The following is an 8,790-nucleotide window of genomic DNA, read 5'->3' as shown; positions in this document are numbered from 1 at the left end:
CCCCGGAGGCGACCCCGGACGCGACCCCGGACGCAACTCCGGACGCGACCCCGGAGGCCACCCCGACCCCCGAGCGCACCGAGCCCGCCGGGACGCCCGAGCCCGCCAAGACCCCGGAAGCCACCAAGGCCCCCGCGGATCAGAAGCTCAAGGCCACCCCCGAGGAGATCGCCGAGGCCAGGGCCGCCGAGGCCTACTGGACCCCCGAGCGCATCGCGGACGCCGTGCCCGCCAACCCCGACAAGGGAGTCGAGGACGGGCCGCCGACCACGGCGGGCGACATGCTGCGCGCCCCCTCCAGCATCAACGGCAACGGCGTCGCCACCGCCGGCGTCTTCCTCATCAACCAGGACGACGACCCGCAGTCGGACCCGGGCAAGCGCGACCAGTTCTGCTCCGCGTCCTCCGTGGCCTCGCCCAACAAGTCGCTGGTGATCACGGCCGCGCACTGTCTCAACGACAACGACCGGTTCCGCAACCTCGCCTTCGCGCCCGGCTGGAAGGCCGATCCGCAGCACAAGGGCCGCGGCATCGCCCCGTACGGCGTCTTCCCGATCAAGAAGGGGAAGATCTGGATCGACGGCCGCTACCTGTCCCTCGGCACGCAGAAGGCCGACGACCTCGACTTCGCCTTCCTGCGGACCGGCCCCAACTCCAAGGGCCAGTTCCTGGAGAACGCGACGGGGATGGGCAACGAGCTGACCACGCTCCCCGCCTCCGGCAACCTGAACCAGAAGAACGTCACCCTGATCGGCTTCCCCGGCAGCTCCAAGTCGCCGCGCGTGTGCCCCAAGACGTCCACCAAGGCCTACGCCGGACGCTTCCTGGAGATCGCGTGCGACGGGTTCGCGCCCGGCGTCTCCGGCGGTCCGTTCCTCCGCAACTTCGACGGCAAGCGCGGCGACGTCATCGGCGTCATCGGCGGATACAAGACGGGCGGCAAGTTCGACAACGTCTCGTACTCCTCGCAGTTCGACGCCGATGTCGTACGCCTCTACAACCAGGCCGTGAACGACTACACGCCGGACAAGCCCTCCCAGAACGAGGGCATGGGCGACGCGGGCCTCTGGCGGCACGCCACCGCCGCGGCCACCGGCGAGTTCCACACCTCGTCGCAGAAGACGAAGGACGGCGACCTCGTCGTCAAGTGGTCCGACGGGGAGATGACGCTCTACCCCGGCGACCAGTCGCAGGGCTTCTACACCGGTTGTGCCAAGGGCCAGCCCTGCGAGACGCGCCTCGCGAAGCCGAACAAGATGTGGGCCGACTACGCCGAGGTCATCACCGCGGGCGACTACACCGGCTCCAACGCGTACGACCTGATGGTCAAGTGGATCGACGGCGAGGTCACGATCTACAAGGACATCGACGAGAACACGCAGTTGCCCACCTCCACCTCCGAGCACCCGGCGAACGAGATCACCGTCGCCAAGGCCGGTTCGACGTGGAAGTACGCGAAGGGCATCGCGACGGGCAAGTACGGCGGCAACAAGTGGGCCGACGACCTCGTGGTCCGCTGGGTGGACGGGGAGGTCACCAAGTACACGAACGTCGACGGCGGCGGCTTCCACGCGGAGCAGCAGCTCCTCGCCCCCAACGCCCTGTGGAAGGAGCACGCCTCGGTCATCGCGGGCGGCGACTTCGACGGCTCGACCAACTCCGACTTCGACCTGTTCGTGCGCTGGTCGGACGGCGAACTCACCATCTACGAGGACATCGGCGCGCACGGCCTCGGCAAGGAGAACCGCCTCAAGGGCCCGAACGGCACGTGGAAGCACGCGCGCGTGATCGCTCCCGGCGAGTTCGGCGGCAACCTCTGGGAGGACGACGTCTTCGTGCGCTGGTCCGACGGTGAGGTGTCCGTGTACGGCAATACGCAGGCGGATGCGCTGGGGCGCGAGTACCAGCTCGTTCCGCCCGGATAGGGTCGATTCATGCGCATACGTCAGGCGGGTCTGTTGTCCGCCGCCGCTCTGTCCGTCGCCGCTTTGACGCTGGTGTCCGGGTGCGGGGGCGGGGGCGGTTCCGACGCTCCTGCCTCGTCGAAGCCGAAGCCGTCGGCGTCGGCGTCGTCCGAACCGTCGGGCAGGACCCGGCCCTGGGAGCCGGACGACGCACAGCGGCGGGCCGACCGGGCGCTGGACGCCGCCGCCGAGGACGACGGCACGGAGGCGGAGTTCGTGGACTCGGGCACGGCGTACGTCGGGTCGGGGCTGGACAAGTCCTTCCCGGCGGCCGACGGGGACCCCTACCGCTTCGAGATCACCTGTGACACGGACGAGGCCGAGGAGCTGACCCTGACCCTGTCCCGGGGGAAGGAGGAGCAGGCCTACGGCGTGGGGTGCGGGGACCGCGAGGCGGACCAGTTCAACATCCCCGCGGGCAAGCCCTTCAAGGCACGCGTCGCCCCCGAGAAGGACGGCACGGGCCTGATCTCGTGGCGTCTGAACAAGGTGGACCCGGCGGATGTCGCCGGATGCGACGACGACATCGACGGATGCGAGGACTGAGAGCGCGAACGCGAAGGTCCCGGTGCCCGCGCCCCGAGTCGGGGGCGGGCACCGGGACCTTTCGGTTCACCGCTGTCGCCGCTAGGCGGTCGGCTTCTCCTCCAGGCGGGGGAAGAGCACCGCGCCCTTCGTCACCGTCGCGCCCGCGGGGAGCGTGCCCCACGTGCCCGCGGCCCGGACGTCCTGGTCGCCGAGCGCGCCCAGGAGCGGCTCCGCGCCGAGGGAGTCCCAGAGCTTCTGGGAGGTCTCCGGCATGATCGGGTTGAGGAGGACCGCGACGGCGCGCAGCGACTCCGCGGCGGTGTAGAGGATCGTCGCCAGGCGGGCCTTGCCCTCCGGCGAGTCGTCCTTGGCCACCTTCCACGGCTCCTGCTCCGTGATGTAGCCGTTGACCTGCTTCACGAAGTCGAAGATCGCCAGGATGCCGCCCTGGAAGTCCAGCTCCTCGCCGATCTTCCGGTCGGCCTCGGCGACCGCCTTCGCCAGGCCGTCCTGGACCGCCTTCTCGGCGTCACCGGAAGCCGTCGCCGCGGGCAGCTCGCCGCCGAAGTACTTGCCGACCATGGCGGCCACGCGCGAGGCGAGGTTGCCGTAGTCGTTGGCGAGCTCGGAGGTGTAGCGGGCCGTGAAGTCCTCCCACGAGAACGAGCCGTCGCTGCCGAACGCGATGGCCCGCAGGAAGTACCAGCGGTACGCGTCCACGCCGAAGTGCGAGGTCAGGTCCTGCGGCTTGATGCCCGTCAGGTTCGACTTCGACATCTTCTCGCCGCCGACCATCAGCCAGCCGTTGGCCGCGATCCTGCCGGGGACCGGCAGGCCCTGCGCGAGCAGCATCGCGGGCCAGATCACCGCGTGGAAGCGGAGGATGTCCTTGCCGACGAGGTGCACGTTCGCCGGGAACGTCTCGTCGAACTTCTCCTGGTTCGCGCCGTAGCCCACGGCCGTCGCGTAGTTCAGGAGGGCGTCGATCCAGACGTAGATGACGTGCTTGTCGTCCCACGGGACCTTGACGCCCCAGTCGAACGTCGAGCGGGAGATCGACAGGTCCTGGAGCCCCTGGCGGACGAAGTTCACGACCTCGTTGCGCGCGGACTCCGGCTGGATGAAGCCCGGGTTCTCCTCGTACAGGGCGAGGAGCTTGTCGCCGTACTCGCTGAGCTTGAAGAAGTAGTTCTCCTCCTTGAGGAGCTCCACCGGCTTCTTGTGGATGGGGCAGAGCTTCTGCCCGTCGAACTCGCCCTCGCCGTCGATGAGGTCGCCGGGGAGCTTGTACTCCTCACAGCCGACGCAGTACGGCCCCTCGTAGCCCCCCTTGTAGATCTCGCCCTTGTCGTGGAGATCCTGGACGAACTCCTGAACGCGGTCCGTGTGACGCTTCTCCGTCGTGCGGATGAAGTCGTCGTTCGCGATGTTCAGGTGCTCCCAGAGGGGCTTCCAGGCTTCGGTGACGAGCTTGTCGCACCACTCCTGGGGGGAGACGCCGTTCGCCTCGGCCGTGCGCATGATCTTCTGACCGTGCTCGTCCGTGCCGGTGAGGTACCACACCTTCTCGCCGCGCTGACGGTGCCAGCGCGTGAGCACGTCCCCTGCAACGGTCGTGTAGGCGTGGCCCAGGTGAGGAGCGTCGTTTACGTAGTAGATGGGGGTCGAGACGTAGTACGCCTTCGCGTCTTCGCTCGTCCCCTGCTTCTCGGATCCAGTGGCCGCCATGGTCGAAATCCTAACGGCCCGGAGCGGGGTGGTTCACATCGATTACGGGGGGTCACGGGCCGTCTTCGGCGGGGATCGGGACGGCCAGGGGGTCGCCCGTCATGACGGAGAAGACAGGGTCGTCGAAGAGGCCCTCCGGAGGCGTGTCCAGGGGCAGCGGTTCGGGTGCCCGGTGGCCGTCCGGCCCGCCGCAGGCGTGGAAGGGGCCGTCGGGGCTGAGGAGGACCGCCAGGTGCGGGTCGGCGTGGTGCAGCCACCAGTTGGAGAGGCCGAGCGAGGGGTCGGCGCAGAGGTACTCGAAGGCGCGCCACAGGGCGCTCAGCCGCGCGATGGCTTCGGCGTGCGCCCACCACGAGGGACACCAGACATGGCTGCCGTCGTCGGTCCTGCGTGCGGCGACGGCGACGACGTACTCCGTCACGAACTCCTGAAGGGAACCGAAGACCGTGGCCGCCCGCTGTTCCTCTTCGGTGAACGGTGATGCTTCGCTGAACCGTGACTCTTCGGTGGGCAGGTCACTGGGCATGGCGTCTCTCCTGTCGTCGGGCGGGTGCGCCGCCCCGCGGATGCGTCGGCGGGGCGACACGGCGGCGTACGCCTGCCGCCTCCGTGCGGCGGCCGAGCTGGTCGAGGACGTCCGCGAGGCAGTCGGCGGCGGGCCGGGCGGCGACCAGGTCGTTCGTACGGTCACGGAGTCCGGGGCGCGCCACGAGGTCCAGCGCCTCCCGGGCCGGACCGAGCGCGGCGAGGGCGGTGGCCCGGCGGCCGGTGTGCCGGGCGCACACCAAGAGGGTCTCCGCCTGGGCGCGCAGGACGGACGAGAGCTCCGCCGGGGTGGTGTCCGGTGCCGCGCGGCTGCGGGCGACGCCGTCGGCCGCGAGGGTCCGGGCTTCCGCGTGCCGACCGGTGTGGGCGTACGACAGTGCCAGTGCGACGAGGTCGCTGCCCGGCCTCTCGGCGAGGGACGCGGCGTGCGCGGGGTCCCGCGGCTGCTCGGCCCGGAGCAGGGCGGCCACGCGCTCCTCGCTGTGCACGGCGGCCGCGTGCAGACCGAGCCGTTGTCGGGCGTGCTGCACCTGCCTGAGACGGCCGACCAGCACGGCCAGTGCGGGCCCTGTCGGATCCCGCTCCTGGTCCTCGATCGCGACCGCCTCCCGCAACAGGGCCAGTCCCCGACGGGACGTCCGGTCCGCGACGAGGTAGTGGAGGCCGAGGCCCTCCATGTAGGCGGCCAGGACGGGGCGCCAGACGTCGTCCCGTGCCGCCTGCCTCCGCAGCACGATCAGCAGCTCCCGCAGCACCACGCGCTGGGCGACGTCGTTGTCCACCAGTGCGTAGCAACGGTTGAGTGCGACGAAAGCGTCCGCCAGCCGCTCGTCGTGCTGCCCGGGGTCCTCGGCCGCGAGCACGCGGTACAGGCCCACCGCCTCCCAGAGCCCGGTCACCGCGGCCGCGAGCTGCCGGCCGCGCTCCGGGCCCGGGCCGAGGGACTCGCCCAGGTGCGTCCTGCGCTGCGCGAGCCTCAGCACGGCGTCAGGAATGACGTCCGTCGGCCCTGAGTCCCGGAGGGCCGGGCGCAGGGCTCCCACCACCTCGTCGAGGACGGCGACGGCCCGCGTCACCCCGGCCTCGTCCTGCCCGAGCACGGTGTCCAGCGAGCCGACGGATCCGGTGAGGGCCTGTGCGTACTGGGGGCGTCGCGTCCGCACCAGCTGCTTCACGCAGACCTCGACGGACTCGCGCGCGTGGCTGATCGCCGCGCTCTCGTCCCCGTGCGCGTGCTCGATCAGGCCCAGGTTGCGCAGGGCGGTGGCCAGCTCCGAGTCGTACTCCTCCGGGAGGTCCGCGGCGAGCTTCCGGTGCAGCGCGAGCGACTGCCGCCCGAGCGCCACTGCCTGTTCCGAGTCGCCCGTGTTGTCGCGGTGGAGCGCCTCCGCCAGCAGGATCCTGGCGTACCTGGAGCCGTAGGCGTCGGGGTTCACGGCCATCTGCTCGACCAGGATCTGCAGGGACTCGCCGGTGACCCTGGCGGCGTCGCGGTAGCGCCCCGAGTTCCAGTAGTTGACCTGCTGGTTGTCCAGGACGTGGATCAGCTCGCGCAGATGCTCGCCCGGCTGTGTGCTCTCCAGCTCGCGGGTCAGCTCGGCCGCCTCGTCGTCGAACCGGGTGGACTCCTCCGAGTCGCCCCTGCGCCACGCGATGTAGGCGGCCGTGCGGAGGAACTCCGCCAGATTCCGGCGGTGCTGACGCGGGTTCTCGTCGGTGAGACGGCGCTGGACGGCGAGTGCCTTCGTGATCCGCCGGGTGGCGCGGTCCAACTCGTCGTCGTACTCGGACAGGAGCGAGGCAGACATGTCATAGCTGACCGCGAGGTCGGCCTCGTACCGCTCGGGCTCCTCGCGGGCGAGCCGTCTGCGCAGGTCGAGCGCGGCCTGTTCGGCCACGAGGGCGTCGTCCCACCGGGACAGTGCGAACAGGCGCCGGGCGAGGTTGTGCAGGTCGGTGGCGCGCTCGGCGTCGGTGGGGCCGTCCGGCGCGCCCTGCGGCGGATGCCGGTCCACCAGGACCTCCGCGAGGCGGGCCGCGAACCGGGTCAGGACGTGCGATCCCGTGGGAAGCGCCTCCGCGCACGCCCGCAGGGCCGCCGCGCTCACCGACATCGTGTCGATCCGGTCGAGCACGTCGCCCAGCCGCTCCAGGACGGTGCCCGCCTGCTCCGTCCGCTCCTCGTTGGCGTGGGCCACCACCGCGCGGGTGAGGACGGTGAAGGCGCCCGCCCACTGCGCGTCGGAGGCGCCCGTGAGCAGGGCGGGCAGCAGGGACGGGTCCGCCGCGACCTCCACCGACGCCTGGTACTCCGCGACCCGGTCGGGGTGGAGCCCGCCCCAGTGACTGTCCTGCGACGCGGGGTAGAGGGTGCGCAGCCAGTCGTCGAGCTTGTCGACCGGGACGGGGCGCGGGTGCGGGAGGCGGGCGAGGACCGCGCGGGACTCCTCGCGGGACGCGGCGCCGCACAGGGTGGCCGCGGCCACGGCCCGGCGCAGCAGCGACGCGTCGTCCGGGTCGATGCCGATCGTGGCCGCGGTGCTCGCCCAGTAGTACGCCTCGTGGTCGAGGAGGGCGGGTTCCATGGAGCGGCGGGGGCGGCCGCCCACCGACAAGGGGGTGCGGCCCCGGCGGAGCACTGACTCCAGGGCCCGCATGTGGAGGGACAGCGGGCTTTCACGGCCGTCGTCCAGGGCCGGTGGCCGGATGCCCGCGGCGATCCGGGCCCAGTCCACCCCTTCGTATCCGGGGACCTGACCGAGCGCGCGGGCCAGGTCGGCGGCGGCGAGCGAGAACGCCTCGGCCGCCGGGCCCGGGGAGGTGTACAGGGGGCGCAGCGTGAACTCCGCGGTCACGTCGGGGACTCCGTAACCGAGACCGGAGCGGCCGAGCGCGGTGGTCAGCCAGGTGCCGAGGGAGCGGGCGAGCAGGAGGATGCGGAACCGTTCCGGTGCGTCGTCGGCCAGGGCGACGAGCTCTCTGACCAGCTCCGGGTGGGTCTCCGCGTAGTCGACGACGACGAGGGCGGGCCGCCGGACGCCGTTGAGGGGCCGCAGCAGGGCGGGGGTGTCCGCGCCGGGGCCGCGCACGGTCTCGTGGCGCAGCCGGCCCGCCACCCAGCCCTCTGCCCGCAGCCGGGCGGACACCTCCCGTGCGAGACGGGACTTGCCCTGACCGCCGGGTCCCACGAGGGCGCCCACCAGCTGCGACTCGTCGGACTCCACGCACCAGTCGCGCAGCTCCGCCAGCTCGCCGTCGCGCCCCCGGAACGCCACTGCCTCCACGTCCGCGCGCAGCACCGTCAGCGGCGATTTCAGGTCGCGTTGCGGGGCGACGGGGGCGAGCAGGCCGACGAGTTCCGCGGCCTCGGGCTCGGGCGGCAGGCCGCCGTTGTGCGCGCTCACGACGGACCGGAACTCCGGGTCGTCGATGAGGTCCTCGGCCCTGGTCACCGAGAGGCGTACGCCGGTCGCCGCGCCGCGGTCCGCGTGGACGACGCCCAGGAGCAGGACGCCGGGGCTCAGCTCGCCGGGGGTGCGGGTGGGCTCGGCGGTGAAGACGGCGGCGCCCGACATTCCGGCCCACGGCGATCCGGTGGTGCCGAGGGCGGCGCCGAACGCGCTGGTGGCGCCGGTCAGTTCGTACCGGCGGGCCGGGAAGCCGGTGAGCGGGTTGATGCGGGCGGAGAGCTGTTCCAGGCCGACGTCACCGGCCGCGCCGCGCTGCACGCGGGCGAAGCCGTGGCAGCACACGGGCTGGCCCATGGTGTCGGTGACGAGGCGGCCCCAGCGCTGGGGCCGTCGCCCGGCAGGGCCGCGGAAGGAGGCGGGCGGCCGCCAGGCGGGGTCGGTGATCTCCAGCAGGGCGGCGTCCGGTCCGCCGTCGTACGCACCGGCGCGGGCCGTGGTCCAGCGCAGGGTGGTGGCGTACGCGATCGGGGGCGAGGTCTGGGTCTGTGGCTGGGTCTGGTGTGACGGCAGGGCTTGCGCCGTGGTGACGCGAGGGGTGGCGGTCGGGGCGGGTG

General features: G+C 71.9%; 5 protein-coding genes. 2 read left to right on the top strand and 3 right to left on the bottom strand.

The window, feature by feature from the left end; genetic code table 11:
• Together AOK03_RS38935 and AOK03_RS38930 are read left to right on the top strand one after the other, a co-directional pair.
• Positions 1-1,925: trypsin-like peptidase domain-containing protein (locus AOK03_RS38935; RefSeq protein WP_055570075.1), on the top strand; the 1,925-nt coding region annotated here is incomplete at its 5' end.
• A gap of 9 nt (positions 1,926-1,934) precedes the next feature.
• A complete protein-coding gene (locus AOK03_RS38930) occupies positions 1,935-2,510 on the top strand; it encodes a hypothetical protein (RefSeq protein ID WP_055570074.1) in 576 nt (191 codons plus the stop codon).
• Between the two features lie 81 nt (positions 2,511-2,591).
• On the opposite strand, the gene metG is transcribed toward AOK03_RS38930, so the two are convergent.
• The 3 genes from metG to AOK03_RS42310 all read right to left on the bottom strand — a co-directional run.
• Positions 2,592-4,220 carry a methionine--tRNA ligase gene (gene metG / locus AOK03_RS38925; RefSeq protein ID WP_055570073.1) on the bottom strand — a complete coding sequence of 543 codons (1,629 nt, stop codon included), beginning with the start codon at positions 4,218-4,220 and terminating at the stop codon, positions 2,592-2,594.
• Between the two features lie 52 nt (positions 4,221-4,272).
• Entirely contained in the window at positions 4,273-4,746 is a 474-nt protein-coding gene (locus AOK03_RS40385; RefSeq protein ID WP_063792675.1) for a DUF4913 domain-containing protein, read from the bottom strand.
• Positions 4,736-8,790, bottom strand: a 4,055-nt coding sequence (locus AOK03_RS42310) for a tetratricopeptide repeat protein (protein WP_055570072.1), incomplete at its 5' end; no start/stop codon positions are given. The genes AOK03_RS42310 and AOK03_RS40385, both read right to left, overlap by 11 nt.

It is taken from the genome of Streptomyces atriruber (genome assembly GCF_001418325.1).
Taxonomy (GTDB): Bacteria; Actinomycetota; Actinomycetes; order Streptomycetales; family Streptomycetaceae; genus Streptomyces; species Streptomyces atriruber.
The sequence above is the reverse complement of the archived record's forward strand: the minus strand, read 5'-3'. Positions and strand labels throughout refer to the sequence as shown.

Bases quoted from the DNA above. Each gene is read 5' to 3' on its own strand.
- metG (WP_055570073.1), bottom strand. From the start codon at position 4,220: ATGGCGGCCACTGGATCCGAGAAGCAGGGGACGAGCGAAGACGCGAAG.
- AOK03_RS38930 (WP_055570074.1), top strand. From the start codon at position 1,935: ATGCGCATACGTCAGGCGGGTCTGTTGTCCGCCGCCGCTCTGTCCGTC.
- AOK03_RS40385 (WP_063792675.1), bottom strand. From the start codon at position 4,746: ATGCCCAGTGACCTGCCCACCGAAGAGTCACGGTTCAGCGAAGCATCA.